Source organism: Streptomyces fungicidicus (assembly GCF_003665435.1).
Classification (GTDB): Bacteria; Actinomycetota; Actinomycetes; order Streptomycetales; family Streptomycetaceae; genus Streptomyces; species Streptomyces fungicidicus.
Genome location: NZ_CP023408.1, coordinates 399,637 through 425,279, shown reverse-complemented (window position 1 = coordinate 425,279; position 25,643 = coordinate 399,637). Strand labels below are relative to the sequence as shown.

The window sequence follows — 25,643 nt, the reverse complement described above, 5'->3', positions numbered from 1 at the left end:
GTGAGACGACGATCACCCACGAGACGAGGACACCTCCGCCATGGCACTGCAGATCAACGCCACCAACCCGGAGCACCCCGCGCTCCTGTTGGAACTGCCGTGGCACCTGCCGCTGGAGGAGTGGCCGGAGGAGTACCTGGTGCCGCTGCCGCGCGGCATCTCCCGGCACGTGGTGCGCTACGCCCGCGCCGGCGACGAGGTGATCGCGGTGAAGGAGCTCGCCCAGCGGCCGGCGCTGCGCGAGTACGAGCTGCTGCGCGACCTGGACCGGATCGGCATCCCGGCGGTGGACCCGCTCGCCGTGGTCACGGGCCGCTCCGACACCGCCGGGGAGCCGCTGGAGAGCGTCCTGGTCACCCGGCACCTCGGCGGCTCCATGCCGTACCGGTCGATGTTCGAGACGACGCTGCGCCCCGCGACCATGCACCGGCTGATGGACGCGCTCGCCGTGCTGCTGGTGCGGCTGCACCTGGCCGGGTTCGCCTGGGGCGACTGCTCGCTGTCCAACACGCTCTTCCGGCGCGACGCCGGCGCGTACGCCGCCTATCTGGTGGACGCCGAGACCGGGGACCTGCACCCTGAACTGAGCACCGGCCAGCGCGACTACGACCTCGACCTCGCGCGCGTCAACATCAGCGGGGAGCTGCTCGACCTGGAGGCGTCCGGGGCGCTGCACCCCTCCGTCGACCCGATCGAGTTCGGCACCGAGATCTGCGCCCGCTACCGCGGCCTGTGGGAGGAGCTGACCCGCACCTCCGTCTACCCGGCGGGCAAGTACCAGTACATCGAGCGGCGCATCCGGCGGCTCAACGACCTCGGTTTCGACGTGGCCGAGATGCAGATCGAGCACGCCTCCAACGGCGACGCGGTCACCTTCGTGCCCAAGGTCGTGGACGCCGGTCACCACCAGCGGCAGCTGCTGCGGCTGACCGGACTCGACGCCGAGGAGAACCAGGCCCGGCGGCTGCTGAACGACCTGGAGAGCTGGATGGCCACCCAGGACGACTACGCCCCGGGCGATCCCCTCGGCGCCCGGCCGGAGGTCCTCGCGCACCGCTGGGTGCGGGAGGTGTTCCGGCCCACCGTGCGGTCCGTGCCGCCGGAGCTGCGCGGTCCGATGGACGCCGCGGAGATCTACCACGAGCTGCTGGAGCACCGCTGGTACCTGTCCGAACGGGCCCAGCACGACATCGGTCTCGGCACGGCCGTCGAGGACTACATCCGCAACATCCTCCCGAAGGCGCGGGAGACGCTCCAGCCGACGGCCGAGTGAGCCGCCGGCGTCAGGCCGGGGGCACCACCGCGACCGGGCAGTCCGCGTGGTGCAGGACGCCGTAGGCCACCGAGCCGATCCGGCCGCCGACCGCGGTGCGGCGGGCGCGGCGGCCGACGACCATCAGCTGGGCGGTGCCCGCCACCGACAGCAGCACCTGACCGGCGCTGCCCATCTCCACGTGCTCGATCACCCGCACGTCCGGGTAGCGCTCCCGCCACGGCGCGAGGGCCGCCGCCAGCGCCTTCCGCTCGTACGGCTCCAGGCCGCCGGCCTCGTCGAGCAGCTGGAGCGAGGCGGGGCTGTAGGCGAACACCGGCGGCAGGGTCCAGGCCCGTACGGCGCGCACGGCCGCCCCGCGCCGGGACGCGGTCTCGAAGGCGAGGCCGAGCGCGGCGGCGCTGTCCTCCGGTTCGCCCTGCTGGCCGACCACGATCTCGTGCCCGGCCACCTCGTTCGACGCCTGGTCCCCGGCCCGTACGAACACCACGGGCCGCTCGGCGCCGACGATCACCTGCTGGCCGACCGAACCGACCAGGAAGCCCACGATCCGCCCGTGCCCGCGCGAGCCGAGCACCAGCATCTCCGCGTCCGCGGCGGCGCCGGTCAGCGTCTCCACGGCGTCGCCCTCCAGGACGTCCGTCGTCACGGCGAGCCCGGGGTGGCGTCCGGCGACGGCGCGGACCGCCTCCTCCACCGAGGAGCGGACCCACTGCTCCTGGGTGGCCCGGTCACCGGTGTCCACCGCGTCGTGCGCCTCGAAGCGCCAGGCGTGCACCACACGGAGCGGCAGTCCCCGGCGGACCGCCTCCCGCGCGGCCCAGGCCAGCGCGGCGAGGCTCTCCCCGGTTCCGTCGATCCCTGCCGTGATCGGGCGCGTCATGCGGTTCCTCCAGGTGTCGTGTCCGCTTCGCGTGGGGCCAGTCTTCCCTACGCCGCGATCACGGGTCCGGCGCGGGTGGGGACGGGCGGGCCGGCCCGGCGGCCCCAGGGGGCCGGCTCACTCATCCCCGGGCGCTCCGGCGCAGTCGAACATACGATGGGCAGGGCCGGTGCGGTGGCCGCGGCGGGGCCGGGGCCCTCCGTTCCGGGGACCCGACCGCTCGACGTGGGGGACGCATGACACAGGCCGCCGAACCGGCGCGGACCGTCATCATGACCGTGGACGACGACCCGGGCGTCTCGCGCGCCGTGGCCCGGGACCTGCGACGGCGCTACGGGGCGTCGTACCGGATCGTGCGCGCGGAGTCCGGCGAGTCCGCGCTGGACGCGCTGCGCGAACTGAAGCTGCGCGGCGACCTGGTGGCGGTGATCCTCGCCGACTACCGGATGCCGGGGATGAACGGCATCGAGTTCCTGGAACAGGCCCTCGACGTCCACCCGGGGGCGCGGCGGGTGCTGCTGACCGCGTACGCGGACACGGGCGCGGCGATCGACGCGATCAACGTCGTCGACCTGGACCACTACCTCCTCAAGCCGTGGGACCCGCCGGAGGAGAAGCTCTACCCGGTGCTGGACGATCTCCTCGAGGCGTGGCGGCGCAGCGACCACCGGCCGGTGCCGAGCACCAAGGTGATCGGGCACCGCTGGTCGGCGCGCTCCTCGGACGTACGGGAGTTCCTGGCCCGCAACCAGGTGCCCTACCGCTGGTACTCCTCCGACGAGCCGGAGGGCCGGCGGCTGCTGGCCGCCGCGGGACAGGACGGGATGCGGCTGCCGGTGGTGATCACCCCCGACGGGACGCCGCTGGTGGAGCCGGAGGCCGTGGACCTCGCCGCCCGGGTGGGCCTCGCGACGACGCCGGAGGCGGACTTCTACGACCTGGTGGTGATCGGCGGCGGCCCGGCGGGGCTCGGCGCGGCGGTGTACGGGGCCTCGGAAGGGCTGCGGACCGTGCTGGTGGAGCGGTCCGCGACCGGCGGGCAGGCCGGCCAGTCCTCCAGGATCGAGAACTACCTCGGCTTCCCCGACGGGGTGTCGGGGGCGCAGCTCACCGACCGGGCGCGGCGCCAGGCCACCCGGTTCGGCGCCGAGATCCTCACCGCGCGCGAGGTGACGGGGCTGGAGGTCAGCGGACCCGCCCGGGTCGTGCGGTTCTCCGACGGGTCGGCGGTGGCCGCGCACAGCGTGATCCTGGCGACCGGCGTCTCCTACCGGCAGCTGGCGGCGCCGGGCTGCGACGAGCTGGGCGGCTGCGGCGTGTACTACGGGTCCGCGCTGACGGAGGCGTCCGCCTGCCGGGGCCACGACGTGTACATCGTCGGCGGCGCCAACTCGGCCGGGCAGGCGGCGATGTACCTGGCCCGGGGCGCCAAGTCGGTGACGCTGCTGGTGCGCGGCCCCGACCTGTCGGCGTCGATGTCGTACTACCTGATCCAGCAGATCGACGAGGCGCCGAACATCTCGGTGCGGTGCGGCACGGTCGTCGAGAGCGCCCACGGCGACGGCCACCTGGAACGGCTGACGCTGCGCGACACGGACAGCGGGCAGACCGAACTGGTCGACGCGCAGTGGCTGTTCGTGTTCATCGGCGCCGCCCCGCTGACCGACTGGCTGGACGGCACGGTGCTGCGGGACGAACGCGGGTTCATCCTCGCCGGGCCCGACCTCACCCCCGACGGGCGGCCACCGGCGGACTGGGAGCTGGACCGGCCGCCGTACCACCTGGAGACCAACGTGCCCGGGGTGTTCGTCGCGGGCGACGCCCGCGCGGAGTCCGCCAAGCGGGTCGCGTCCGCCGTCGGAGAGGGAGCCATGGCCGTGATGCTCGTCCACCGGTATCTGGAGCAGTCGTGAGCGGCCGGCCGATGCCGTGCAGCCCGCAGGAGATCGGCGCCCTGTTCCTGTTCGAGAAGCTCACCGCGGAGCAGCTCGGCCGGCTCTGCGCGGAGGGACGGGTGGAGGGGTTCGACCCCGGCCCGGTCTACGCCGAGGGCGATCCCGCCGGCTGCTTCTACGTCCTGCTGGAGGGCACCGTCGTGCTGTCCCGCCGGGTCGGCGGGGACGACGTGGAGGTCAGCCGCACCTCCCGGCGCGGGGTGTACGCGGGCGCCATGCAGGCGTACCTCGGGGACCGGGTGCGGCAGGTCTACAACAACTCGCTGCGCGTGACCGCGCCGTCCCGGTTCTTCGTGCTGCCCGCGGACACCTTCGCGAGCATCATGCGGGAGTGGTTCCCGATGGCGGTGCACCTCCTGGAGGGGCTGTTCTTCGGTTCGAAGAGCACCCAGCGCGCCATCGGCCAGCGGGAACGGCTGCTGGCGCTGGGCTCGCTGTCGGCCGGGCTGACCCACGAGCTGAACAACCCCGCCGCCGCGGCCGTGCGGGCGACCGCGGCCCTGCGCGAGCGTGTCGGCAGGATGCGGCACAAGCTGCGCATCATCTCCGCGGGCACCTACGACCGCGAGACCCTGGCCAACCTGATCGATATCCAGGAGCGGACGGCCGAACGGGTCGCGAAGGCGCCCGTGCTCAGCCCGCTGGAGGCGTCGGACCGGGAGGACGCGCTCTGCGACTGGCTGGACGACCACGGCATCCCCGACGGCTGGCGGATCGCGCCGACGTTCGTGCAGGCCGGACTGGACAGGGACTGGCTGGACCAGGTCGCCGCCGCCGTGGACGAGGCGACGCTCCCGTCGGCGGTCGGCTGGCTCAGCTACACGGTCGAGACGGAACTGCTCATGGACGAGATCGAGGACTCCACGAGCCGCGTCTCGCACCTCGTCGACGCCGCCAAGCAGTACTCGCAGCTCGACCGCGCCCCCTTCCAGGTCGCCGACGTGCACGAACTCCTCGACAGCACCCTGCTGATGCTGTCGGGGAAGTTCGGGCAGCGGATCAGGGTGGTCAAGGAGTACGACCGCACGCTGCCGCGGATCCCCGCGTACCCGGCCGAGCTCAACCAGGTGTGGACCAATCTGATCGACAACGCGGTCGCCGCGATGAACGGCACGGGCGCGGAGGGCACGCTGACCGTGCGCACGGCACGCGACCACGACCGGCTGCTGGTGGAGTTCGGCGACACCGGCACGGGCATCCCGCCCGAGGTCCGCGACCGGGTCTTCGACCCGTTCTTCACCACCAAGCCGGTGGGCGAGGGCACCGGCCTGGGCCTGGACATCTCCTGGCGGATCGTGGTCAACAAGCACCACGGGAGCCTCCGGTTCGAGTCCGAGCCGGGCGACACCCGCTTCCAGGTGCTGCTCCCCCTCACCGCCGCGCCTCCCGACGAGACCACCGAGGAGCCCGTATGACCAGCGAGCACGCCATCGACCCGAGCGTCCCGCCGAGCGGCGCGGGCTGCGCCGACTGCGACGCCACCGGCGGCTGGTGGTTCCATCTGCGGCGCTGCGCGCTGTGCGGCCACGTCGGCTGCTGCGACAGCTCGCCCGGACAGCACGCCACGGCGCACTACCGCTCCAGCGGGCACCCGGTGGTCCGCAGCTACGAGCCGGGCGAGGACTGGTTCTGGAACTACGCCACCAACGAGCTGTACGAGTCCGGCCCCGACCTCGCCCCGCCCACCGGCCACCCGGCCGACCAGCCGGCCCCCGGCCCCGCCGGGCGGGTGCCGTCGGACTGGGCGGCCTCGCTGCGCCGCTGAGGAACGCGCCGGGAACCCGGGGCCGCCGCTCGTCGTTGTCCGGACACCCCCCACCGGTCCGTGTCCGACGACAAGAGGGCGGCGTGATGCAGGAGTTGGTTCCCGGCGGCAATCTGGCCCTTCCGCGCGGCAGCGTGACCGTCCGGGTACCCGGCCCCTTCGACGTGTCCGCGCTGGTCACGGACGACGGCGGGAAGGTGCGCGACGACGCCGACTTCGTGTTCTACAACCAGCCTTCCGCGCCCGGCGCCGGACTGGACGGGGACACGCTGACCGTCGACCCGGCCGCGCTGCGCGCCGGGGCCACCCGGCTCACCGTGGCCGTCACCGCCGCCGACCCCGGCACCCCGCTGAGCGCACTCCCCGCCCCCGTGCTCCACCTGGCCGACGCCGGCGGGCGCCCGCTCGCCCGGTTTTCCCCGCCGCGGGCCCGGCGGGAGGCCGTCCTGCTCCTCGCGGAGATCTACCGGCGCGGGGAGGGCTGGAAACTGCGCGCCCTGGGCCAGGGATATGCCGACGGACTGGCCGGTCTCGCCCGGGACTTCGGCGTGGACGTGGAGGACGAGGAGACCGTCTCCAGAAGGACGGCACCCGCCGCTCCCCGCACGGCGGCGCCTGCCGCCCCGCCGCGCCCGGCCTCCGCCCCGGCCACCGCGGACGGCTTCCTCGGACTGGTGAACTCCGCCCGCTCGGCGGCCGGTTCGCCTCCCGTGACGCACGACGCGCGGCTGGCCGCGGCGGCGCGTGAGCACGCCGGCTCGATGGCCCGCGGCGGCCGTCTCGGCGTCGAGGGCGTGGACGGCGTCTCCGTCCACCAGCGCGTCGTCGCCGCCGGATACCCCTATCTCGCCGTCGGGGAGCATCTGGTCTCCGGGCCCCGCACCACCGCCGAACTCGTGGAGTACTGCCTGCGCCACGACGCCGGGCGCCGCACCGTCCGCGACCCGGCGTTCCGCCACGCCGCCGTCGGCTCCTGCGGTGACGGGTCCGGCGGCACCTACTGGACGGCGCTGTGGGCCAGTCCGCTCACCCCGGACGGTCTGGACCGCACCGCCCGCGAGGTCGTCGGCCTCACCAACCGGGCACGCGCCGGCGCCGGGCTGGCGCCCCTGTCCCCCGACCCCCGTCTGGCCGCGGCCGCGCAGGCGCACAGCGCCGACATGGTCGCCCGCGACTTCTACGCGCACACCGCGCCCGACGGCAGCAGGCCCTGGGACCGGGCCGCCGCCGCGGGCTCCACACGGCGGACGATCGGCGAGAACATCGCCTGCGGACAGCGCTCGGCCGCCGAGGTCGTGGAGGGGTGGCTGAACAGCCCCGGTCACCGCGCCAACATCCTCAAGGCGGACTTCACCCACATCGGGGTCGGCTTCGCGGGCGGCGGCCGGGCGGGCACGTACTGGACCCAGCTCTTCGGCGCCTGACCCCCGCCGACCCGGTTCCCCTCCGGCACGGCCCTGGCGGACGGGGCGAGTCCGGGCGAGGATGCCCCCATGAAGGGTGACCTGTTCTCCAGCCGGCACACGGTACGGCCGGCCACGGCTGCGGACAGCTGAACGATCTTGACCTGCGCCGCCCCGCGGGTCAGGGTGGTTGCGGCGCGGATCATGCCCCCGCGCCGGAGAGGGTGGCAGTCGTGATCGGGATCACCGACATCGAGACCGCGGCCGAGCGGATCGCCGGACACGTGGTGCGGACCCCGACCGTGCCGAGCCCCGGGCTGTCGGCGCTGCTCGGGGCGCCGGTCACCACGAAGCTGGAGCTGCTCCAGCGCACCGGTTCGTTCAAGGTGCGCGGCGCGGCGGCGAAGCTGCTGTCGCTGACCGAGGCCGAGCGGGCCGCCGGGGTCGTGGCGGTGAGCGGCGGCAACCACGGGATCGCCCTCGCGGTCATGGCCGCGGCCCTGGACGTGAAGGCCACGGTGGTCATGCCGCGTTCGGCGCCCGTGCGGGCCGTGGAGATCGCGGAGTCCGCCGGGGCGTCGGTGCGGCTGACCGACGGCATGGACGGCGCGTTCGCGCTCATGACCCGGCTGCAGCAGGAAGGGCTCACCCTGGTCCACCCCTTCGACGACCCCGTGGTGATCGCCGGTCAGGGCACCGTGGGGCTGGAGTTCGCCGCGGACGCCGGTGACCTCACCGACGTGCTGGTGAGCATCGGGGGCGGCGGACTCATCGCGGGAGTGGCGGCGGCGCTGCGCGCGCTGCGGCCCGGGGTGCGGATCTGGGGCGTGGAGACCGAGGGCGCGCAGGCGATGTCCGAGGCGCTGGCGGCGGGCGGCCCGGTGCCGGTGGAGCTGACGTCGATCGTCTCCACGCTCAGCGCCCCGGCCGTCTCCCCGCTGACGTACGCGCATGTGTCGGAGCTGGTCACCGAGGTGCTGGTGGTGCCGGACCGGGAGGCGGTACGCGGCTCGCTCGACCTCGCGGACCACGCGAAGGTGTGGGCGGAGCCGGCCGCGGGCTGTCTGCTGCCCGCCGCGCGGCGGGTGCTGGAGCGGGTCGGTGAGGGGGCCCGGCTCGGGCTGGTGGTGTGCGGGGGCAACGCCACCACGGGCGACATGATGGCCTGGACGGACCACTTCGCACTGCGCTGAGCGCCCGCGCCGCGCGCACCGCCGGGAATCGGTGCCCGTCCCGTTGAACGCGGCCCACCCGCTGCCCCGTACCACTGGGCATGGCCATGGGCAGGGCGCACGTCTCCACGGACCAGCCGGTCGCCGGGCGGTACCGGCTGGTCGGGATCACGCACCGCGAGACCAACCGCGTCCGCTGGTACGCCGACGACCTGAGGACCGGCCGCCCCTGCCTGGTCACCCGGATCGGCCTCCCGCGGGACCCCGCCGACGCCGCGCGCCGCGCTCCGTCCCGCGTCCTGCGGACGACCGAGAACCTGGAGCGGCTGTGCCCCGGCCGGACCGCCACGGTCGTCGACGCCGTCGACGAGGGCGGGTTCCTGTGGACCGTCACCGCCCGGATCGACGGCGCCCCGCTCGACGAGGTCCTCGCCGCGCGGGGCGCGTTCACCCCGGTGCGGGCCGCGCGCGTCGCGCTGGAGCTGCTCGACGTCCTGGACGCCGCCCACTCGGAGGCGATCACGCACGGCGAGCTCAGCCCCGGCCAGGTGTTCCTGCGCGAGAGCGGCCCGGTCGTCGTCACCGGATACGGACTGGCCGGCGGCACCGCGGCGCCCCGGCTCACGGCGCCGTCGTTCGCGTCCCCGGAGCAGGCCCGGGACGAGCGGATCGGTCCCGCCGCGGACCTGTGGGCGCTGGGCGCGATCCTCTACACCATGCTGGAGGGACGTCCGCCCTTCCGCGACCGGGGCAGCCCCGGGGCGACGCTGAAGGGCGTGGACCGGCTGCCGCTGCCCACCCCGGTGCGGGCGGGACCGCTCGCCCGGCTCGTGCAGGGACTGCTGCGCAAGGACCCGCGGGAGCGGCTGACCCGCCACGTGGTCCGCGAGGTGCTCACCCGGGTCCTGCGCGAGGAACCGGCGGTCGCACCGGCCCCGGCGGCGAGACCTTGGCCGCGCCGCGCGCACACCGGCGCGGTGGGACGCGCGGTCCGGGAGCGGCGCGGGCGGTCGATGCTCCTCGGCACCGCGCTGGCCGTCGTCACGGTGGCGGTCGCCGTGCTCGCCGCGACCCGGGGACTGCCGGGCGCCGGCGGCGAGTCCGCCGCGGGCGCGCCCCCCGCGTCCGCCTCGACAGGTACCGGGGCGACGGGCGGGGCGCCGGACGAGCCGGGCGGACCGGGCACGGCCCCGCCGTCCGCCGCGGCGACGCCCGCCCCCTCGCCGTCCCCGTCGGACCCGGAGGGTCTCCCGCCCGGCTACCGGACGTACCACGCGCCCGAGGGCTTCTCCGTCGCGCTGCCCGAGGGGTGGGAGCGGCTGGACACCTCGCGCACCCCCGGCCCGGCCTACCGCGTCACCTTCGGCGCCGGCGGGGATCCGCGCACGCTGGCCGTCACCTACAGCGAGCGGGTGGGGACGGACGCGGTGGCCGTGTGGCGGGACACCGTGGAGCCGGGCCTGCAGCGGTCCGGCGGCTACCGGCGGATCGGCGGGATCCGGGCGGTGACGTACCAGGGGCGCGAGGCCGCCGACATGGAGTGGTACGCCGTCGCCGGCGGGGACCGGGTGCGCACCTTCGGCCGCGGGTTCCTGCTGGGCGGCGGGCGCGGCTTCTCGCTGCGCTGGACCACCCCGGCCGCCGGCTGGGAGGAGCCCGGCGGCCGGGAGGCGTTAGGCGTCCTCCTGCGGACCTTCCGGCCTGGCCCGGGCTGAGCCGCGCGGGGCGCACATCCCGGTCAGGGGCCGCGCGTTCAGCGGGCGGGTCCCCCAGCGGGCGGTGAAGGTCCGGTCGGTGAGGGAACAGGTGACCCGCAGCCGGTGCGGTGTCTCCAGGAACACCACGTCCACGGCGAGGGTGCCGCCGTCGGTCCAGCCACCGCTCACGGCGACCGGGACGGGCCGCTCCGTGACGGTCCATCCCTTGCCGCCGAGCGGGATGCCGAGCCGGCGTCCGGCGTCCGTGAGGTGCAGCGTCCAGCCGCCGTCGTCGTCCCCGGTGACCTCGGCGGCGGTCAGCCCCGGCTGGTCCTCGCAGCTCCCGCCGTACGGGGTGAACACGGCGCCGGTCCAGTCCCGCGCCCGCTCCGGCGGCACGGGACCGCCCTCGGCGGCCGGCAGTTCCAGCCGTTCGAGGCGGTCGCGCAGGGCGGCGTCCGCGGCCTCCCGGCCGGGCAGCGGCGCGGGGCGGAAGGCGGGCAGGAGATGCCGCCAGACCAGGTCGAGGTACTCCTGCATCCGGTCGGTGGCCGTCGTCGCCGCGATCACCGCGTCCTGCCCGGGCAGCACCAGGCAGAACTGCCCGTACGCCCCGTCGCCGCGGAATCCGTGCCGGGACAGCCAGAACTGGTAGCCGTAGCCGCGGTCCCAGTCCTGCCGGTCGTCCTCCCCCATCGCCCCGGCGGTCGGTATGCGCGGGCGGGAGGCACGGGCGGCCCAGCCCTCGGGCAGCAGCCGCTCGCCCCGCCACATCCCGTCGTCCAGGTAGAGCTGGCCGAGCCGGGCGACGGCGTCGGTGGCGGCGTGCAGTCCGCTGAAGCCCAGGTCACGGCCGGTGCGGTCGTGCTGCCACAGCGTCTCGCCGACGCCCAGCGGGTCGAAGAGGCGGGGCCGCAGCCAGTCGGTGAGCGACTGCCCGGTGACCCGCTGCACGATGGCGGCGAGCGTGTACGTGCACGGCTGGTTGTACGCGAACACGGTGCCCGGATCGCGGTGCGGCGGCTGGAGCAGGAAGCCGCGCACGGGTTCGGCGGGGTCGGTGCCGAACGCCTCGTCGACGGTCTCCCGCTCGTGGCCGCTGGCCATCGACGCCACGTGCCGGACCAGCATCGCGCGGCTGCGCGGGTCGGTGATGTCCGCCTCGAACTCCGGGAAGTACGACAGCACCGGCGCGTCGAAGTCGAGCAGTCCCCCGGCCTCGGCGAGCGCCGCGGCGGTGGCCGTGAAGCTCTTGCTCAGCGAGTACAGCAGGTGCGGGCGCCCGGCGGTGTACGGCGCCCACCAGCCGGACGCCACGAGATGGCCGTGGCGCAGGATCATCAGGCTGTGCGGCTCGATGTCCGGGGCGGCTTCGAGCGCGTCGAGGAATGCCTCGACTCCGGCGGCGTCGACGCCCTGGGCGGCGGGGCCGGAGACGGGGAGCGGGTCAGCGGTCATGCGGGCATCCTGCCCGGGGCGCCCCCGGGTGATCCATCGTTTTCCGGGCCGCGGCGGGGGGACCCGGCCCTCATGGTGCGAATCGGATACACGATGATGACCGAGCAGGCCGGGCCCCGTGAGCTGGTCGGCCATGTGGTGCGGGCCGAGGAGGCGGGCTTCGACTTCTCGGTGACCTCGGACCACTACTTCCCCTGGCTGGCGTCCCAGGGCCACGCGCCGTACGCCTGGAGCGTGCTCGGCGCCGCCGCCCAGGCCACCTCGCGCATTCCGCTGATGACGTACGTGACCTGCCCGACGTTCCGCTACCACCCGGCGGTGGTGGCGCAGAAGGCGGCGACGGTGCAGCTGCTGTCGGAGGGCCGGTTCCGGCTGGGGCTGGGCTCCGGCGAGAACCTCAACGAGCACGTGGTGGGCGGCGGCTGGCCGTCGGTGGACGTGCGGCACGAGATGCTCGAGGAGGCGGTGGAGATCATCCGTGCGCTGTTCGCGGGCGGGCACGTGAACCACCGGGGCACGCACTTCGACGTGGAGTCGGCCCGGCTGTGGGACGTTCCGGACGAGCCGCCGCCGATCGGCGTCGCGGTCTCCGGGAAGCGGTCCTGCGCCCTCGCGGGCCGGCTCGCCGACCTGGTGATCGCCACGGAGCCGAAGGCGGAGCTGCTCGACGCCTTCGACCGGCACGGCGGGCAGGGCAAACCGCGGGTGGGACAGCTGCCGGTCTGCTACGACCCCGACCGGGACGCCGCCGTGGAGCGCGCGCACTCCCAGTTCCGCTGGTTCGGCAGCGGCTGGAAGGTCAACTCGGAACTGCCGCACCCGGACTCCTTCGCGGCGGCGACCCAGTTCGTGCGGCCCGACGACGTCGCCGGGTCGATCCCGTGCGGCAGCGACCCGGCGGACTTCGTCGAGGCGGTCCGCCCCTACGCGGAGGCCGGCTTCACCGAGGTCGCCCTCGTGCAGATCGGCGGCGCGTCGCAGCCGCCGTACCTGGACTGGTCGGAGAAGACGCTGCTGCCGGCGCTGCGGGACGCCTTCGGCTGACCCCGGCGCCGCCCCGCGCGGGCCGCGATTCACCCGTCAGGCTGAGCATCTTGTGCGGATGCGGGGTACTAGAGGGCTCTACGTCGGTACGTCCCGGAGGCCCTCTCGTGAACTCGTTCGTGCACAAGACCCTGGTGGTGGAACTCCAGGCGGGCGACACGGAGCGCTTCCCCGTGCTCGCCCACCTGAGTTACGACCCGTCCGACCCGTTCGCCGTCACCGTGGTCTTCAGCCATGACGGCCGGGTCCTCGCCCGCTGGCAGCTGGACCGGGAGATGGTCACCGAGGGCCTCACCGGCCCGGTGGGGATCGGGGACGTCCGGCTGCGGCCGGAGTCCCGCGGGGTGCAGCGGGAGCTGCGGATGGAGTTCCTCGGTGAGGCGCACGCCGACGGCGGCCGGCACCACGCGGTGGTGTTCGCCTGGGCCGAGACCGTCGGCGACTTCCTGCGGGAGACCCGGCGGGTGGTCCCGCCGGGCCGTGAGGAGGTCGGCCTGGACGACTTCCTCGCGGACGTGCTCACCGGGAACTGAGCCCCGGCGCCCGTCACTTCACGGTGTGCCGGTGCCGGGTCCACAGCGGCAGGCCGAACCAGCACAGCAGGAACCAGGCGACCACTCCGGCCACCAGGTACGGGACGAACCCGTCGTGGGTGGCCACCCGCAGTATCAGCAGCAGCGCGGCGCTGGTGGTGGCGAGCAGCAGCAGCAGGCCCAGCAGGGTGAGCCGGGAGGCCCACCGCACGGCCTGCGCCTTGATGCGCCGTCCGGAGACGAGACGGTGCAGCGAGACAGGACCGATGAGCGCGCCGGTCGCGCAGGCGCCCAGCACGACGGTGACGATGTAGATCGTCTGGTCCGTGTCGGACAGCTCCGCGTACTTCGGGGTGAACACGACGGTCAGCAGGAAGCCGAAGAGGATCTGCACCCCCGTCTGGGCGACGCGGACCTCCTGGATGAGGTCGGTCCACATCCGGTCCGCCCTCTCCTCCTCGGTCTCGTCGCGCCCTCTGCGCCTGTTCGCGCCGTGCTCCGTCTGCGGCACCGTGCCTCCCCGGGTGTGCGATCGCTCCGTCTTCCCCTACGGGTGCCCCGTTCGGCGGAGTCCTCTCCGGGCGCGGCCGGTTTGGCGGTGCGGGGCACGGTTACACGGACGGCGACCACAGCGAGGACGAGGAGGTCGTGGCAGGCATGTCCGATACCGAGCTCACCGTGACGATCGGCGGCGGGGGCGTCGAGGACGCCCGCGCGGTCGTACGGGCCCTGGAGGGTACGTTCGGGGCGCCGGACCGGCGCCCCTCCGGCGAGGAGGCGACCGTCCGTACGGCGACGTTCGCCGGAGAGGGGCACAGTGCCTCCGGGCAGACGGAAGCGGGGCCGCTGTCGGCGCCGGTGACCGTCACCGTGCAGGGCACCCCCTGGGCGGTGCGGCGGGCGAGCGACACGCTCGCGCGGTCCTTCACGACGCGCGACGAGGGCGCCGCCTCCGGCGACCAGGAGCAGGAACGGCAGCTGCTCCTGGAGCCGTGACGTCCGCGGCGGCTACCAGCGGGTCTCCACCTGGTCCCTGACGCGCCGGTCGTAGAGGTCCCGGACGGCCGCGAGCGTCGCCTCGGAGAGCTCCGGGAGCCGGGCGGCCTGCGCGTTGGCGCGGGCCTGTTCAGGCGTGCGGGCGCCGGGGATGACGGTGGTGACGCCGGGCTGCTGGACGATCCAGCGCAGGGCCAGCTGGGCCGGCGTGTATCCCTCGGGGGCGAGCGCGGCGAACGCGGCCGCGGCCTCGACACCGGTCGCGTAGTCCACGCCGGAGAAGGTCTCGCCCTGGTCGAACGACTCGCCGTGCCGGTTGAACGTACGGTGGTCGTTCTCGGCGAAGACGGTGTCCTTGGTGTACTTGCCGGACAGCAGCCCGGAGGCGAGCGGGACGCGGGCGATGATCCCGACGCCCGCCTCACGGGCGGCCGGCAGCACCTCGCGCAGCGGCTTCATGCGGAACGGGTTGAGGATGATCTGCACGCTCGCCACGTTCGGCCGGGCGATCGCGGTGAGCGCTTCCGCGCAGGTCTCCACGCTGACCCCGTACGCGGCGACGCGCTCCTCCTCGACCAGGGTGTCGAGGGCGTCGAAGACCTCGTCGGTGGAGTAGACGGGGGTCGGCGGGCAGTGCAGCTGCACCAGGTCGATGCGGTCGACGCCCAGGTTGCGCCGGGAACGGTCGTTCCAGGCGCGGAAGTTGTCCAGGACGTAGTTCTGCGGGATCTGTTCCGCCCGGCGGCCCATCTTGGTGGCGACCATCACGTGCAGGTCGGGCCGCCCGCTCAGGAACGACGCGATGGTCTGCTCGCTGCGGCCGTCGCCGTAGACGTCCGCGGTGTCGAAGAAGGTGACGCCGGACTCGGCGGCGGTCTCCAGGACCGCGAGGGCTTCCTTGTCGTCGACGTCGCCCCAGTCCGCCCCGAGTTGCCAGGTGCCCAGACCGATGACGGAGGCGTGCTGCCGTGACCTGTCGAATGTGCGCTCGTCCATGGACGTCAGTCTGTCATCCGCCGCGGCCGGTCCGCGGGCGGGAGGGCCGCCGGGTCAGGCGCTCTGCGCCGTCCGGCACTCGGGGTGGCCCCAGCCCTTGTCGTTCTTGGCGATGGACTCGCCGGCCGCGTACCCGCGTCCGCAGGTGCAGCGGCCGGGGAACTTCGCCTTGATGGTGCGGGCCGCCGAGCCGCCGCCGCGCTGCCGGGGGGTCTTCTTCCCGCCGGAGCCGCGCTTCGCCGGGCCGCCTGCCGGCCGGTCCGGGGCCGGGGGCGGTTCGGGCGAGCCGAGTGCGCTGCCGGCGTCCTGCTGGGCGGTGGCAGCCCGGCTGGCCGCGCGGTCGGCGAAGTCGTTGAGCCGGTCGCCGTCGACCTGGTGGGCGGGGACGTAGCGGAACTCGACCGGGCGTCCCTGGAGGAGTTCGTCGATGCGGACGACGAGCTCCTGGTTGGCGACGGGCTTGCCCGCCGCGGTGCGCCAGCCGTTGCGCTTCCAGCCGGGGAGCCAGGTGGTGACGGCCTTCATGGCGTACTGCGAGTCCATCCGGACCTCGAGCGGCACGGCGGGGTCGGTCGCCGCCAGCAGGCGCTCCAGCGCGGTGAGTTCGGCGATGTTGTTGGTCGCCGTGCCGAGCGCGCCCGCTTCCCAGCGGACCGGCGTCCCGGAGGCGTCGGCGACCACCCAGGCCCAGCCGGCGGGTCCGGGGTTTCCCTTCGAAGCCCCGTCGCACGCGGCCACCACGAGTTCACGCATGCGCCCGATCATGCCATGACCGGGCGGGCCGGCCCGACCCGCTTCAGTCCGCAGCGGCCGTCCTCGGCAGCTCGCCCGTGGTGCGGGCGAGGTCGATCACCGAGAAGTTCGCGCCCTGCGGGTCGCTGATCGCCGCGAACCGGCCGAAGGGCGTGTCCATCGGCCCGAAGCGCAGGACGCCGCCCCGCGCGGTCGCGCGGGCGACCGCCTCGTCGCAGTCCGCGACGGAGAAGTAGACGTTGACGTACGGGGGCATCTCGGGCGGGAAGTCGTCCGTCATCCGCATCCGGCCGAGCACACTGCGCTCCCCGAGGTCGTAGACCCGGAAGTCCATCTCGCCCTCGAGCTCCCTGGAGCGGTAGGGGAAGACGGCGGGGAAGAACGCGTCGGACTTCTCCGGCTCCCGGGTGAAGACCTCCGCCCAGCAGTACGCGCCGGGTTCGGCGGTCACCCCGAAACCCTCGTGGGTGCCGGCCTGCCAGAGGCCGAAGACGACGCCGCCGGGGTCGCGGGCCAGGCACATGGTGCCGAAGCCGCCCACCCGCATCGGCTCCATCAGCAGTTCGCCGCCGTTCTCCCGGATCCGGGCGGCGGTCGCGGCGGCGTCCGCCGCCGCGAGGTACAGGCACCACTGCGAGGTGCCCTCCTGGCCGGGCATCGGCGGTACGACGGCCGCGACCGCCCTGCCGTCGACGAAGGCCTGGGTGTAGTCGCCGAACTCGGCCGACGTCTCGGCGAAGGTCCAGCCGAGGACGTCGCCGTAGAAGCTCTTGGCCGCCTCGACGTCGGCGAACATCGCGTCGGCCCAGCAAGGGGACCCCTCGGGCTGCACGGCCATGGCTGCGACCCTCTCCGGGCGGTTGGACGGTCCGTCCCCCACGCTAGCCACCACCGCCACGGACCGCGCGCCGAGCGGCGGCGCGGCCGGGGCGGGTGCGGCGGCCGGGGCGGGTGCGCGCCGTCACTCCCCCGCGTACGCCTTCTCCAGCGCGGCGATGTCGAGCTTGCCCATCGACAGCATGGCCTTCAGGGCACGGTCCGCCTTCCGCTGGTCCGGGTCGCTGATCAGCTCGATCAGCCGCGCGGGGGTGACCTGCCAGGACACGCCGAAGCGGTCCTTGAGCCAGCCGCAGGGGCCGTGCTCGCCGCCGCCCTCGACGAGCGCCTCCCAGTAGTGGTCGACCTCCTTCTGGTCGGCGCAGTCGATCTGGAAGGAGACCGCCTCGTTGAACTTGAACTCGGGCCCGCCGTTCAGCGCGACGAACTTCTGGCCGTTGGCCGTGAACTCCACGGTGAGGACGGAGCCCGTGCTGCCGTGGGCGGACTCGGTGTTGCGCAGGATCCGGGTGACGCCCGAGTCCTTGAAGAGCGAGACGTAGAAGTTCGCGGCCTCCTCGGCCTGGTCGTCGAACCAGAGACACGTGGTGAATCCGTCGGTGGTCATGAGTACCTCCTCGGCGTGGAACGCGGTCATGGGGTGGACCGCCGCGCGCCGCGGAACTCATCGGCGCGCGGCGCACCGGTCCGGACGGAGGCGGGGAGCGGCCCGCTCTGCCCGTGGCGAATCTGCCACGGGCAGAGACGTCCCCGCCCGTCCCGCCGGCCGGTCGATGGTGGAGGGGACGCGGCCGCCGGGCCGCGTTCCCGACCAGCGACCACCAGGAGCGCCCATGTCCCCACTCACCGCCGGCCCGCGGCCGGACCTGACGCCCCGGGCCGAGGAGGGCGACACCCCGCCGAACCGGTTCGACGACCATCTCGCCGCCCAGCTGCTCGCGCAGCGGATCGTGCTGCTCGGCACACAGGTCGACGAGGTCTCCGCCAACCGGGTGTGCGCGCAGCTGCTGATCCTGTCCGCCGAGGACCCGCGCACCGACATCAGCCTGTACATCAACAGCCCCGGCGGCTCGGTCCACGCCGGGCTGGCCATCTACGACACGATGCGGCTGATCCCCAACGACGTCGCCACCCTGGCGATGGGCTTCGCGGCCAGCATGGGCCAGTTCCTGCTCTGCGTCGGCGCTCCCGGCAAGCGTTACGCCCTGCCGAACGCGCGCGTCATGATGCACCAGCCGTCGGGAGGCATCGGCGGCACCACCGCCGACATCGAGATCCAGGCGGAGAGCCTGGACTTCACCAAGCGGACCATCGAGCGGATCACCGCCGAGCACACCGGGCAGACCCCGGAGACCATCTCCCGGGACGGCGACCGGGACCGCTGGTTCACGGCGGAGCAGGCCAGGGAGTACGGGATGGTGGACCGGGTGGTGGAGTCCCTCGACGACGTCCGCCCGGCCGCCGCACGGCCCAGGATGGGGCTGCGGTGATGGGGACGTACACGATTCCGAACGTCGTCGAGCGCACCCCGCGGGGCGAGCGGTCCTACGACGTGTTCAGCAGGCTGCTGTCCGAGCGGATCGTCTTCCTGGGGACGGAGATCGACGACGGCGTCGCCAACGTGGTCATCGCGCAGCTCCTCCACCTGGAGTCGGCGGCCCCGGAGAGCGAGATCGCGCTCTACATCAACTCGCCCGGCGGCTCGTTCACCTCACTCATGGCGATCTACGACACGATGACGTTCGTGCAGGCGCCGATCTCGACGTTCTGCGTCGGCCAGGCGGCGTCCACGGCGGCCGTGCTGCTGGCCGGCGGGGATCCGGGACGGCGGTTCGTGCTGGAGCACGCGCGGGTGCTGCTCGGGCAGCCGGCCTCCGGCGGAACGCGCGGCACCGCCTCTGATCTGGCGCTGCGGGCCAGGGAGATGGTTCGGATCCGTTCCCAGGTGGAGGAGGTGCTGGCCCGGCACACCCACCACGACCCGGCGACCCTGCGGGCCGACATGGACCGCGACAAGGTGTTCACCGCCCGGGAGGCCGTGTCGTACGGGCTGGCCGACGAGGTGCTGGCCCGGCGCCTGGCGAGGGGGTGAGGCGCCGGGGCACATGAGGGGTGTCAGGCGGCCAGGCACAGTCCGTCGTGCGCGGTGCCGGACACTCCGCGGGCGGGTCCGGCACGCCGGGCGGTGACGCGGACCAGTTCTCCGTGGGCACGGGTCAGCAGGTCCCCGAGACCCAGACCGAGTGCCTGGGCGGCGGCCGCGAGGACCTCCGAGGAGGCCTCCTTGCGGCCCCGCTCCACCTCCGAGAGATAGGGCATAGAGATCCGGGCCTCGTCGGCGACGTCCTTGAGCGTCCGCTCCTGGGCGAGCCGCTCCCTGCGCAGCACGTCGCCGACGAGGTGGCGCCACAGGGGCTCTCTGGGCTCGGGGGCCGGCGCGGGCGTGCCGGGTCGCAGGGAAATGACGCGGGCGTGGTTCGGCGCTTGACTGGTCACGCGCTCAGCCTAGGAATTCCGGCGCCGGAGGGAAGGGAGCGGCGTTCCGCCCTGAGTGAAGGGCGCGCCGGGTGCCGGCCGGGCTGCTGCAGCTGCCGCCGCGCCGTACCATCGGACGTACGGGTGACAACCGGTGCACACCGCGTTCCGAAAATTTCCGGAACCTGGTGGGCATGGGTTGGCGCGACCTGGGTACTCGCAGGGTTCGGGTGCATGCCCGATCCGTGACGTTCGTGGGGAGAGGTAATGAGGACCGCCGTGATCCGGTCGCAGGCACAGGTTGCCGACAAGCACGCCGAGGCCGGGACGGGTGACGGAGCCCTGCGGGAAGTGGCGCAGCCGCGTGCCGTCGCGCCGCGCGACGCCAGGGAGCTGTCCCGGCAGTTCTTCCGCCGTCTGGCGGAGCTCGAGGAGGGCACGCGCGAGTACCAGTACGCGCGCAACACCCTCATCGAGATGAACATGTCACTCGTGCGGTTCGCGGCGGGACGGTTCCGCGGCCGCGGCGACGACATGGACGACGTCGTGCAGACCGGCATGATCGGTCTGATCAAGGCCATCGACCGGTTCGAGCTGGCCCGCGAGGTCGAGTTCACCTCCTTCGCGCTGCCGTACATCGTCGGTGAGATCAAGCGCTTCTTCCGGGACACCACCTGGGCGGTGCACGTGCCCCGGCGGCTCCAGGAACTCCGCGTCGAGCTGGCCAAGGCACGCGAGGAGCTGGCCAGCCGGCTGGACCGGGAGCCCACGGTCGCCGAGCTCGCGACGCTGATGAACATCACCGAGCAGCAGGTCGTCGAAGGGCAGATCGCCGCGAACGGGTACAACTCGTCGTCGCTGGACGCGGCCCTCACCGGTGACGGTCCCGAGTACGGGGAGGCCGTCCTCGCCGACTTCATCGGCGTGGAGGAGGAAGGGCTCCGGCTGGTCGAGGACTTCCACTCGCTCGCCCCCCTGATGGCCGAGCTCAGCCCGCGCGACCGGGAGATCCTCCACCTGCGGTTCGTGGAGGAGGCCACCCAGGCGGAGATCGGCGAGCGCCTCGGCTGCTCGCAGATGCACGTGTCCCGCCTGATCAAGCGGATCATCGCCCGTCTGCGGGTGGGCATGCTGGGCGAGCTCGGCTGCGCCTGACAGACCGGGTACACCGCTGAGGGGCCGGCCGGGACACCGGCCGGCCCCTCAGCGCGCGTCGAGGTGGACGACCGCGCGCACGCGCTTGCCGACCGGCACGCGCTCCACGGTGACCTCTCCCGCCAGCGCGCGGACGATCTCCAGGCCGTGCCGGCCGATCCGCTCCGGGTTGCGGGGGAAGACGCGGGGCAGGGTAGCGCTGCTGTCGTAGACCATCACCGTGAGCGAGGCGTCCGTGCCCTCCAGCTCCAGGATGTACGGCCCGTCGCTGTGCCGGTCCGCGTTGGTGACGAGTTCGCTCACCACCAGCAGCACGGCGCCGCCGACGCGCTCGTCGATCGTGGCGCACCACTCGGTCCTGAGCTGCTCGAGGAAGCGCGTGGCGAACGCCCGCGCCTCGGCGATGCATCCCGGCTCACCGGTGAAGTGTGCCGCCCGCCTCAGCGGTTCCACGGGCACGTCGAAACCAGTCGGTATCACTGCCCCGTCCAGGTGGTAGATCATGCGTTTCTCTCTGCGAAGCCGGACCGGCCGGACGAATCTGCACCAGTCCTGGTACCCCGACTCCGGCGGCGCAGTCCACCTGATCCGTGTGCGCCTGCGCGGGACGGGGAACCCGGTCGTGGCGGGATCCCGCGGGACCGGGAAGGGCGTGTGCGATGAACGAGCTGACGGCGGTGCGGAGCCTGATGACGCTGCCCGTGGTGACGCTGGGCGGCGACGCCGTGGCCCATGTCAAGGACACCGTCTTCGACACCGCGGCCGGGCGGATCGCGAGCTTCACCCTGACCGGCCGGACCCTGCTGTCCGGCCCGGTGCCGCGGGACCTGCCCTGGCCCGCCGTGCACTGTCTGGGCCGGCACGCGGTGATGGTCCGCGACGAGGGCGCCCTGTGCGACCTGCCCCTGTCGGCGGCGCGCCGGGACGCGCTGCGCGGGCGGCTGCTCGGGGCGCAGGTGCTGACCGACGACGGCGACCTGGTGGGCACGGTGCTCGATGTGCTGGTGGAGGGCGGCACCAGCGGCCGGCTGGTCGCCTTCCGGCTGGCCGCGCACCGGGAACTGGTGCCCGGATCGCGGCACCGGCGGCACCAGGTGTACGTGCCGCGGGGCGAGGCCGTGAGCGTCTCCGGCCGGCGGCTGGTGATCCCGGCGCAGGCGACGACGTACGTCTCCGACGACCTGCCGGCCTTCGTGGCCCGCGCCGGCGTCCACCACGGGCGCGGGAGGGGCGCGGACCGATGATGCTGTTCTCGCGGGTGCGGGGGCTGCCGGTGCTGACCCCGGGCGACGCGGACCGCGTCGGGGTGGTGCGGGCCCTGACGGTCGACGCGTCCTCCGCGGAGGTCACCCATGTGCGGATACGGCGCGGACGGCTCCGCAAGGAGGCGGTGGTGGCCTGGGACGCGCTGGGCGCGGCCGGCCCGGACATGCTGATCGCCCGCCCGTCCGGCGGCCCCGCGGAGGTCCCGCCGCACCGGGATCTGGTGGGGAGCAGGGTGCTCACCGAGTGCGGTGAGGAGCGGGGCACGGTGCTGGACGCGGCGTTCGATCCGGTCACCGCCCGCATCGAGGCGATCCTCACGACCCGCGGCGAACTGCCGCCCGGCCGCCTGCTGGGCCTCGGTGACCACGCCCTGGTGATCCGGACGGGCCAGGGACGTCCCGGTTAGGGGCTCCCGGCGGGCGGGGGCGGCCGGGGCTGCTTAGCGTGCTGACGTGAGCTCACGTACTGATTCCGGCCGTCCGATCGCCCGTCACGGCTGGGGCCCGGCCCTCGCCACGGTTCTCGGCACGCTGATCACGATGGGCGCGGTGGCCGCGCTGGGGCTGTGGGCGGCCGGTGCCACGGACCTCCCGGAGGGGTCCTTCCCCCCGGTGGTCGCGGCGGCCGTGGTCACCGCCGTCGGCGGCACGGTCGAGCTCTCGGGGGACGCCGGGGGCCTGGCCGGCACGGAGGGCGGTCTGACGGTCATCCCGTTGTCGGTCACCCTCGCCGGGGCGCTGGTCCTCGGCGGGGGATTCCTGCGCCCGCTGCGTCACCGGGACGGCGCCGGGGCGCCGGAACTGGCCGGGTGGACCGCCCGGATCGCCGCCCTGTGGCTGCTCGCGGTGCTCGGCCTGGCGCTGGTCGCGCGGCACACGTTCGAGCTCTCCCTCGGGGACGGCCCGCTCGGCGACCTGGGCGACCTGTTCGGCTTCACCCCGGTGGTGGGCTTCTCCACGAACGTGGTCCCGACCGTCCTCATCGGTCTGCTCTGGCTGGCGGGCGTGCTGGTGGTGTCGCTGGCGGTGTCCCGCGACGCCCCGCTGCCGTCCGGGCTGCTGCGGCTGCGGACGGCGGTGCGTCCCGCGGCGTGGGGGATGGTGGGGCTGCTGCTGGCCGCGGTCGTCATCTGCCTAGTGATCGCGCTGGTCGTCGCCGCCACCCGGGGCCACCCGGCTGAGACGTTCGCCGTGATCCTGCTCGGGCTGCCCAACATCGCCTGGCTGGCGCTGACCGTCGGACTGGGCGCCACCTGGGACGGCAGGGTGGAGGGGCCCTTCGGGCTGCCCATGCCGCACGTCCTGGACGAGGTGCTGCGCACACCGGACGTCTCCGTGCTGAACCTGGGCACGCTCGTCGAGCACGACGGCGGGAAGTGGTGGTGGCTGCTCGTGGTGGTCGCGGCGCTGCTGCTCGCCACCGCGTTCGCGACGGCGGCGTGCTCCCCCGCCCGGGTCCGGGCCTGGCAGCACGCCGTGCGCATGGCGGTGGCGCTGGCGCTGACGGTGCTGATGATCTGTCTGATGGCCCGGATCACCGCGCGGCTGGGCCTGTCCGTGCTCGGCATCGGCGGTCTGGGCGAGGGCTTCTCCGGGCAGGTGCTGCTGCGGCCGCGGCTGTGGGGCGCCGTGGGCCTGGCCCTGCTGTGGGGCCTGGTCACCGGCTTCGCGGGGGCGCTGCTGGCGCGCGCGGTGCGGCGGCGGGACGCGGCGGGGCCGGGCGGCTGACCCGGTGACGCCCGCGTTCGTCGCGAAGTGCGCGGTCAGGCGACCGGGACGCCGAGCGTCCGGGCGGCGCGCTGCATGCGCAGGGCGTCCACGGACTCGGCCAGCAGTTCGTACTCGGTGGTGTCGTCGCCGGTGGCGACGCGCACCATCCGGCCGGCGGCGAGTTCCTCGGCCACCGCCTCCTGCCGGGCGGCGTCGCCGCACCAGGCGCGCAGCACGGCGGGTACGTCGGGCACGCCGTCGGGTACCGGCATCAGCGCGCCCGCCGGTAAGTGCTCGGCGTCGGGCCGCGGGTCGAGGCGCTCGGCGATCCAGAGGGCGCGGTCGCGCAGCCACCACAGGGCGAGGGCGAGGGTGGGCGCCCGGTAGGTGCCCAGGGGTACTCCGATACGGCGGCCGTCGCAGACCCCGTAGGCGGTGACATGGCACAGGAATTCGTCGTGCACGTTCCCTCCCCCGCTGCGTCGCTCGCCCGCCGGGCCGGGCCGGCTGCCCGCCTCGTGGCTCGCATGCTGTGCGTGAGGGCGCCGTCGCGCGGTGTGAAGCGCTCTCGCTGTCGAGTATGTTCACCGCTGAAACACTGTCACCATGTGTTTCCGGCCAGTCTCCTGGCATATTCACGGCCGCCCCTGGCCGAAACGGTGCGGGTGCGTCCGGCGGGTGCCGGATGACCTCGGAGGTAATCGACCGCCGGCGGGCGCGCGGGCAGGGTGTGACCACCGGGTCACCGCGACGGGGACCCGGTGTCCGACCGGCAGCCACGATCTCCCAGGGGGATTCCTCATGACCACATCCGCGCACCGCTACGACGCCGCCGTCGCCCGCTACTTCGACGCCTGGAACGCCGGGGACGCGCAGGCGCGCGCCAGGGCGGTCGCCGCCGCCTGGACCGAGGACGGCCGTTACACCGACCCGCTGGCCGACGCCGTCGGCCACGAGGCGATCACCGCGGTGATCGCGGCGGCGCACGACCGGTTCCCCGGCTTCGCCTTCCGGCTCGCCGGGACGGTCGACGGCCACCACGACACCGCCCGCTTCTCGTGGGAGCTGGTGAACACCGCGGACGGCTCCGCCCCCGTCGCGGGCTCGGACGTGATCACGCTCGGCTCCGGGCACCGCGTCCGGGCCGTGTACGGCTTCCTGGACCGGCTCCCCGAGGGGGCGTGACCGCGGCGGCTACCGCTTGACGGCCGCGTCGATGCGGTCCAGCTCCTCCTGGTCGAAGTCGAGGTTCCGGGTCGCGGCGACGCTGTCCTCCAGCTGCCGCGGGCTGCTCGCACCGACCAGCGCCGAGGTGAGGCGGCCGCCGCGCAGCACCCAGGACAGCGCCATCTGCGCGAGGCTCTGACCGCGGGAGGCGGCGATGTCGTTGAGCGTGCGCAGCCGGCCCACCAGTTCCCCGGTGAGGGCGTCGGTGTTCAGGAAGGGGCTGTCGCTCGCGGCCCGCGAGTCCTCCGGGATGCCGTCCAGGTAGCGGGCGGTCAGCAGTCCCTGCTCCAGCGGGGAGTACGCGATGGAGCCGACCCGGAGCTCGTCCAGGGCGTCCATCAGCCCCTCGTCCTCCGGGCGGCGGTCCAGCAGGGAGTAGCGCGGCTGGTTGATCAGCAGCGGGGTGCCCAGCTCACCGAGGATGCGGGCGGCCTCCCGGGTCTGCTCCGCGGAGTAGTTGGAGACACCGACGTACAGCGCCTTGCCCTGCTGGACCGCCGAGTGCAGGGCGCCCATCGTCTCCTCGAGCGGCGTCTCCGGGTCGAAGCGGTGCGAGTAGAAGATGTCGACGTGGTCCAGGCCCATGCGTCCCAGGCTCTGGTCCAGCGAGGAGAGCAGGTACTTGCGCGAGCCCCATTCGCCGTACGGGCCGGGCCACATCAGGTAGCCGGCCTTGGTGGAGATGACCAGCTCGTCGCGGTACCGCGCGAAGTCCGACCTCAGCGCCTCGCCGAGGGCCGACTCGGCCGCACCGGGCGGGGGCCCGTAGTTGTTGGCGAGGTCGAAGTGGGTGACGCCCAGGTCGAAGGCGCGGCGCAGGATGGCGCGCTGGGTCTCGGCCGGGCGGTCGGGACCGAAGTTGTGCCACAGGCCGAGCGAGAGCGCGGGGAGCTTCAGGCCGCTGCGTCCGGTGCGCCGGTAGGGCATGTCCGCGTAACGGTCGGGGTGTGCGGTGTACAACACGACTCCTGAGGGGTTGGCACATGTCTCGGCGGTTCCGTCGAAACCGCCCTTCCACTCTGTCGTGACCTGCGGGCAGTGGTCCA

The 25,643-nt window shown here is 74.0% G+C and carries 28 protein-coding genes; 17 read left to right on the top strand and 11 right to left on the bottom strand.

What is annotated here, in order from left to right; genetic code table 11:
• The first annotated feature begins 40 nt into the window (after positions 1–40).
• On the top strand, positions 41–1,273 hold the full coding sequence (locus CNQ36_RS32185) for a DUF4032 domain-containing protein (RefSeq protein ID WP_121549163.1): 1,233 nt from the start codon (positions 41–43) through the stop codon (positions 1,271–1,273).
• Positions 1,274–1,283: 10 nt separating this feature from the next.
• Here CNQ36_RS32185 and CNQ36_RS32180 read toward each other — a convergent pair whose 3' ends face one another.
• A complete protein-coding gene (locus tag CNQ36_RS32180) occupies positions 1,284–2,156 on the bottom strand; it encodes a universal stress protein (protein ID WP_004921906.1) in 873 nt (290 codons plus the stop codon).
• Between the two features lie 236 nt (positions 2,157–2,392).
• On the opposite strand from CNQ36_RS32180, the gene CNQ36_RS32175 reads away from it, so the two are divergent.
• From CNQ36_RS32175 to CNQ36_RS32150, 6 genes are all read left to right on the top strand, one after another.
• Positions 2,393–4,069, top strand: coding sequence for an NAD(P)/FAD-dependent oxidoreductase (locus tag CNQ36_RS32175; RefSeq protein WP_121549161.1), 1,677 nt, complete (start codon positions 2,393–2,395; stop codon positions 4,067–4,069).
• The gene (locus CNQ36_RS32170; protein WP_121549159.1) at positions 4,066–5,526 is read left to right on the top strand and encodes an ATP-binding protein; all 1,461 of its coding nucleotides are present in this window, start codon (positions 4,066–4,068) and stop codon (positions 5,524–5,526) included. The genes CNQ36_RS32175 and CNQ36_RS32170 overlap by 4 nt, the downstream gene beginning before the upstream one ends.
• Entirely contained in the window at positions 5,523–5,876 is a 354-nt protein-coding gene (locus CNQ36_RS32165; RefSeq protein ID WP_004921919.1) for a UBP-type zinc finger domain-containing protein, read from the top strand. The genes CNQ36_RS32170 and CNQ36_RS32165 overlap by 4 nt, the downstream gene beginning before the upstream one ends.
• 86 nt (positions 5,877–5,962) lie before the next feature.
• A complete protein-coding gene (locus CNQ36_RS32160) occupies positions 5,963–7,300 on the top strand; it encodes a CAP domain-containing protein (protein WP_121549157.1) in 1,338 nt (445 codons plus the stop codon).
• A gap of 212 nt (positions 7,301–7,512) precedes the next feature.
• A complete protein-coding gene (locus tag CNQ36_RS32155; protein ID WP_121549155.1) occupies positions 7,513–8,472 on the top strand; it encodes a threonine/serine dehydratase family protein in 960 nt (319 codons plus the stop codon).
• An 86-nt stretch (positions 8,473–8,558) separates the two neighbouring features.
• The gene (locus tag CNQ36_RS32150) at positions 8,559–10,166 is read left to right on the top strand and encodes a serine/threonine-protein kinase (RefSeq protein WP_206278605.1); all 1,608 of its coding nucleotides are present in this window, start codon (positions 8,559–8,561) and stop codon (positions 10,164–10,166) included.
• Here CNQ36_RS32150 and CNQ36_RS32145 read toward each other — a convergent pair.
• Complete coding sequence (locus CNQ36_RS32145) at positions 10,125–11,606, bottom strand: serine hydrolase domain-containing protein (RefSeq protein ID WP_121549151.1); 1,482 nt, start codon at positions 11,604–11,606, stop codon at positions 10,125–10,127. The genes CNQ36_RS32150 and CNQ36_RS32145 overlap by 42 nt on opposite strands.
• A gap of 72 nt (positions 11,607–11,678) precedes the next feature.
• Here CNQ36_RS32145 and CNQ36_RS32140 point away from each other — a divergent pair, with 72 nt between their 5' ends.
• Both CNQ36_RS32140 and CNQ36_RS32135 read left to right on the top strand, forming a co-directional pair.
• Positions 11,679–12,650 (top strand): LLM class F420-dependent oxidoreductase, encoded by a 972-nt coding sequence (locus CNQ36_RS32140; protein WP_121549149.1) that lies wholly within the window; start codon positions 11,679–11,681, stop codon positions 12,648–12,650.
• A 107-nt stretch (positions 12,651–12,757) separates the two neighbouring features.
• A complete protein-coding gene (locus CNQ36_RS32135; protein ID WP_121549147.1) occupies positions 12,758–13,183 on the top strand; it encodes an SsgA family sporulation/cell division regulator in 426 nt (141 codons plus the stop codon).
• A 13-nt stretch (positions 13,184–13,196) separates the two neighbouring features.
• Here CNQ36_RS32135 and CNQ36_RS32130 read toward each other — a convergent pair whose 3' ends face one another.
• Positions 13,197–13,622, bottom strand: coding sequence for a DUF6328 family protein (locus CNQ36_RS32130; RefSeq protein WP_420857181.1), 426 nt, complete (start codon positions 13,620–13,622; stop codon positions 13,197–13,199).
• 218 nt (positions 13,623–13,840) lie between these two features.
• Here CNQ36_RS32130 and CNQ36_RS32125 point away from each other — a divergent pair, with 218 nt between their 5' ends.
• Complete coding sequence (locus tag CNQ36_RS32125) at positions 13,841–14,179, top strand: hypothetical protein (protein ID WP_121549144.1); 339 nt, start codon at positions 13,841–13,843, stop codon at positions 14,177–14,179.
• Positions 14,180–14,191: 12 nt separating this feature from the next.
• Here CNQ36_RS32125 and CNQ36_RS32120 read toward each other — a convergent pair whose 3' ends face one another.
• From CNQ36_RS32120 to CNQ36_RS32105, 4 genes are all read right to left on the bottom strand, one after another.
• Positions 14,192–15,175, bottom strand: coding sequence for an aldo/keto reductase (locus CNQ36_RS32120; protein WP_121549142.1), 984 nt, complete (start codon positions 15,173–15,175; stop codon positions 14,192–14,194).
• 54 nt (positions 15,176–15,229) lie between these two features.
• On the bottom strand, positions 15,230–15,928 hold the full coding sequence (locus CNQ36_RS32115) for a ribonuclease H family protein (RefSeq protein ID WP_240659569.1): 699 nt from the start codon (positions 15,926–15,928) through the stop codon (positions 15,230–15,232).
• A gap of 43 nt (positions 15,929–15,971) precedes the next feature.
• Complete coding sequence (locus CNQ36_RS32110; RefSeq protein WP_121549138.1) at positions 15,972–16,766, bottom strand: VOC family protein; 795 nt, start codon at positions 16,764–16,766, stop codon at positions 15,972–15,974.
• Between the two features lie 123 nt (positions 16,767–16,889).
• Positions 16,890–17,372, bottom strand: coding sequence for a VOC family protein (locus tag CNQ36_RS32105; protein ID WP_004921939.1), 483 nt, complete (start codon positions 17,370–17,372; stop codon positions 16,890–16,892).
• A gap of 226 nt (positions 17,373–17,598) precedes the next feature.
• Here CNQ36_RS32105 and CNQ36_RS32100 point away from each other — a divergent pair, with 226 nt between their 5' ends.
• Together CNQ36_RS32100 and CNQ36_RS32095 are read left to right on the top strand one after the other, a co-directional pair.
• Complete coding sequence (locus CNQ36_RS32100; protein ID WP_004921940.1) at positions 17,599–18,255, top strand: ATP-dependent Clp protease proteolytic subunit; 657 nt, start codon at positions 17,599–17,601, stop codon at positions 18,253–18,255.
• Positions 18,255–18,857, top strand: coding sequence for a ClpP family protease (locus CNQ36_RS32095; protein WP_004921943.1), 603 nt, complete (start codon positions 18,255–18,257; stop codon positions 18,855–18,857). Before CNQ36_RS32100 ends, CNQ36_RS32095 begins: the two co-directional genes overlap by 1 nt.
• A gap of 23 nt (positions 18,858–18,880) precedes the next feature.
• On the opposite strand, the gene CNQ36_RS32090 is transcribed toward CNQ36_RS32095, so the two are convergent.
• A complete protein-coding gene (locus tag CNQ36_RS32090; protein WP_121549136.1) occupies positions 18,881–19,261 on the bottom strand; it encodes a helix-turn-helix domain-containing protein in 381 nt (126 codons plus the stop codon).
• 246 nt (positions 19,262–19,507) lie between these two features.
• Between CNQ36_RS32090 and CNQ36_RS32085 the strand changes: the two genes are divergently transcribed.
• Positions 19,508–20,395, top strand: a complete 888-nt coding sequence (locus tag CNQ36_RS32085; RefSeq protein WP_121549134.1) for a SigB/SigF/SigG family RNA polymerase sigma factor — start codon at positions 19,508–19,510, stop codon at positions 20,393–20,395.
• A 48-nt stretch (positions 20,396–20,443) separates the two neighbouring features.
• Here the strand turns inward: CNQ36_RS32085 and CNQ36_RS32080 are convergent, their stop codons facing one another.
• Positions 20,444–20,899 carry an ATP-binding protein gene (locus tag CNQ36_RS32080; protein WP_004921953.1) on the bottom strand — a complete coding sequence of 152 codons (456 nt, stop codon included), beginning with the start codon at positions 20,897–20,899 and terminating at the stop codon, positions 20,444–20,446.
• Positions 20,900–21,054: 155 nt separating this feature from the next.
• Between CNQ36_RS32080 and CNQ36_RS32075 the strand changes: the two genes are divergently transcribed.
• From CNQ36_RS32075 to CNQ36_RS32065, 3 genes are read left to right on the top strand one after another with little or no spacing between them, the layout of a single operon-like run.
• A complete protein-coding gene (locus CNQ36_RS32075; protein WP_004921955.1) occupies positions 21,055–21,639 on the top strand; it encodes a PRC-barrel domain-containing protein in 585 nt (194 codons plus the stop codon).
• Positions 21,636–22,067 carry a PRC-barrel domain containing protein gene (locus CNQ36_RS32070; protein ID WP_163013456.1) on the top strand — a complete coding sequence of 144 codons (432 nt, stop codon included), beginning with the start codon at positions 21,636–21,638 and terminating at the stop codon, positions 22,065–22,067. Before CNQ36_RS32075 ends, CNQ36_RS32070 begins: the two co-directional genes overlap by 4 nt.
• 46 nt (positions 22,068–22,113) lie before the next feature.
• Positions 22,114–23,388, top strand: coding sequence for a streptophobe family protein (locus CNQ36_RS32065; RefSeq protein WP_121549132.1), 1,275 nt, complete (start codon positions 22,114–22,116; stop codon positions 23,386–23,388).
• A gap of 35 nt (positions 23,389–23,423) precedes the next feature.
• Here CNQ36_RS32065 and CNQ36_RS32060 read toward each other — a convergent pair whose 3' ends face one another.
• Positions 23,424–23,834: a hypothetical protein gene (locus tag CNQ36_RS32060; RefSeq protein WP_004921964.1), complete on the bottom strand. Its 411-nt coding sequence runs from the start codon at positions 23,832–23,834 to the stop codon at positions 23,424–23,426.
• A 337-nt stretch (positions 23,835–24,171) separates the two neighbouring features.
• On the opposite strand from CNQ36_RS32060, the gene CNQ36_RS32055 reads away from it, so the two are divergent.
• Complete coding sequence (locus CNQ36_RS32055) at positions 24,172–24,555, top strand: nuclear transport factor 2 family protein (protein ID WP_121549130.1); 384 nt, start codon at positions 24,172–24,174, stop codon at positions 24,553–24,555.
• 9 nt (positions 24,556–24,564) lie between these two features.
• On the opposite strand, the gene mgrA is transcribed toward CNQ36_RS32055, so the two are convergent.
• Positions 24,565–25,557, bottom strand: a complete 993-nt coding sequence (mgrA, locus tag CNQ36_RS32050; RefSeq protein WP_121549128.1) for an L-glyceraldehyde 3-phosphate reductase — start codon at positions 25,555–25,557, stop codon at positions 24,565–24,567.
• Between the last annotated feature and the right edge of the window lie 86 nt (positions 25,558–25,643).

Coding starts and splice junctions, on each gene's coding strand:
- CNQ36_RS32185 (WP_121549163.1), top strand. CDS start 41: ATGGCACTGCAGATCAACGCCACCAACCCGGAGCACCCCGCGCTCCTG.
- CNQ36_RS32180 (WP_004921906.1), bottom strand. CDS start 2,156: ATGACGCGCCCGATCACGGCAGGGATCGACGGAACCGGGGAGAGCCTC.
- CNQ36_RS32175 (WP_121549161.1), top strand. CDS start 2,393: ATGACACAGGCCGCCGAACCGGCGCGGACCGTCATCATGACCGTGGAC.
- CNQ36_RS32165 (WP_004921919.1), top strand. CDS start 5,523: ATGACCAGCGAGCACGCCATCGACCCGAGCGTCCCGCCGAGCGGCGCG.
- CNQ36_RS32160 (WP_121549157.1), top strand. CDS start 5,963: ATGCAGGAGTTGGTTCCCGGCGGCAATCTGGCCCTTCCGCGCGGCAGC.
- CNQ36_RS32150 (WP_206278605.1), top strand. CDS start 8,559: ATGGGCAGGGCGCACGTCTCCACGGACCAGCCGGTCGCCGGGCGGTAC.
- CNQ36_RS32145 (WP_121549151.1), bottom strand. CDS start 11,606: ATGACCGCTGACCCGCTCCCCGTCTCCGGCCCCGCCGCCCAGGGCGTC.
- CNQ36_RS32140 (WP_121549149.1), top strand. CDS start 11,679: ATGGTGCGAATCGGATACACGATGATGACCGAGCAGGCCGGGCCCCGT.
- CNQ36_RS32130 (WP_420857181.1), bottom strand. CDS start 13,622: ATGTGGACCGACCTCATCCAGGAGGTCCGCGTCGCCCAGACGGGGGTG.
- CNQ36_RS32125 (WP_121549144.1), top strand. CDS start 13,841: ATGTCCGATACCGAGCTCACCGTGACGATCGGCGGCGGGGGCGTCGAG.
- CNQ36_RS32120 (WP_121549142.1), bottom strand. CDS start 15,175: ATGGACGAGCGCACATTCGACAGGTCACGGCAGCACGCCTCCGTCATC.
- CNQ36_RS32115 (WP_240659569.1), bottom strand. CDS start 15,928: ATGCGTGAACTCGTGGTGGCCGCGTGCGACGGGGCTTCGAAGGGAAAC.
- CNQ36_RS32110 (WP_121549138.1), bottom strand. CDS start 16,766: ATGGCCGTGCAGCCCGAGGGGTCCCCTTGCTGGGCCGACGCGATGTTC.
- CNQ36_RS32105 (WP_004921939.1), bottom strand. CDS start 17,372: ATGACCACCGACGGATTCACCACGTGTCTCTGGTTCGACGACCAGGCC.
- CNQ36_RS32100 (WP_004921940.1), top strand. CDS start 17,599: ATGTCCCCACTCACCGCCGGCCCGCGGCCGGACCTGACGCCCCGGGCC.
- CNQ36_RS32095 (WP_004921943.1), top strand. CDS start 18,255: ATGGGGACGTACACGATTCCGAACGTCGTCGAGCGCACCCCGCGGGGC.
- CNQ36_RS32085 (WP_121549134.1), top strand. CDS start 19,508: ATGAGGACCGCCGTGATCCGGTCGCAGGCACAGGTTGCCGACAAGCAC.
- CNQ36_RS32080 (WP_004921953.1), bottom strand. CDS start 20,899: ATGATCTACCACCTGGACGGGGCAGTGATACCGACTGGTTTCGACGTG.
- CNQ36_RS32075 (WP_004921955.1), top strand. CDS start 21,055: ATGAACGAGCTGACGGCGGTGCGGAGCCTGATGACGCTGCCCGTGGTG.
- CNQ36_RS32070 (WP_163013456.1), top strand. CDS start 21,636: ATGATGCTGTTCTCGCGGGTGCGGGGGCTGCCGGTGCTGACCCCGGGC.
- CNQ36_RS32055 (WP_121549130.1), top strand. CDS start 24,172: ATGACCACATCCGCGCACCGCTACGACGCCGCCGTCGCCCGCTACTTC.